1 protein-coding gene is annotated in these 923 nt (G+C 54.5%); it reads right to left on the reverse strand.

Going from position 1 to position 923, the window contains the following annotated elements:
* A partial coding sequence (locus EXE42_RS15975) for a glycosyltransferase family 4 protein (RefSeq protein WP_206750741.1) occupies positions 1–627 on the reverse strand: 627 nt, incomplete at its 3' end.
* Between the last annotated feature and the right edge of the window lie 296 nt (positions 628–923).

The raw sequence follows: 923 nt of genomic DNA on the forward strand, positions 1-923 counted from the left end.
TTTCGACCGTTCCAGACCGTTCGCGGCCAGTCGATCGCGGAGATCCCTCTCGCGGACGGCGCGCCCAAGGGCATCCACTAGACCGTCCACGTCACCAGGTTCGAATAGGAGCGCTTGCTCACCGTCGGTAACTTGCTCCTTGACAGCGTCCAAACGTGTAGTAACCAGTGCGCACCCGCTCGCCAGTGCTTCCATATTCACCACCGGGAATCCCTCGTGGTACGAAGGTAGACAGAACACGTCTGCGGCAGCGTAGTAGCGTTGTATCTCATTGTGAGCAACTGCGCCGACGAACGTCACGGAGTTCTCGATACCGAGTTCTCTGGCCCTTGCTCGCAGGTCGTCCTCTAGGACTCCGCTTCCGACAATGTAAAGTCTGGCTTCGTCGGTGATTCTCGCGTATGCGTCTAGAAGGTCGTTGAGACCCTTTCCCTCGTCGAGGCGACCGACGAACAATATGGAGACACGGTCAGATGTGAATGCGGGTTCGGTATTTGGGGAGAACTGGTCGAGGTCGACACCGGCGTACACCGTTCCATCGACATCTAAGTCGAGCCACTCACGCAATCGTTCGGCTGTTGCTTGGCTGTTGGAGAGGTAACACTCGGGCGAGGCGAACTTGGACATTGTTTGCCACCGAACGGATGGGTGCTTTATTCCGGGAAACCGAAAAAGCGTAGATATGGGAGTTCTTCGGGAGACGAGGAGATTATCCAAATAGTAGTGAGTCGAGAGGACATCAACCTCATCAGACAAGCGATCGAAGACCCCGCGACGTCTCGCATGCCAGTACATAGATATCGATTCGACCTCTGCGGGCAGTAGGGGAGTGTTTTCAGCGAGCAGTTCGTTTCGACGCGATTCTTTTTTCCAGAGAGGTATAGTAGTTATTTCGATGTTAAGCTCTTTAACCTCGCTTAGTA

The sequence above is a fragment of the Halorubrum sp. SP3 genome, assembly GCF_005435195.1.
Taxonomy (GTDB): domain Archaea; phylum Halobacteriota; class Halobacteria; order Halobacteriales; family Haloferacaceae; genus Halorubrum; species Halorubrum sodomense.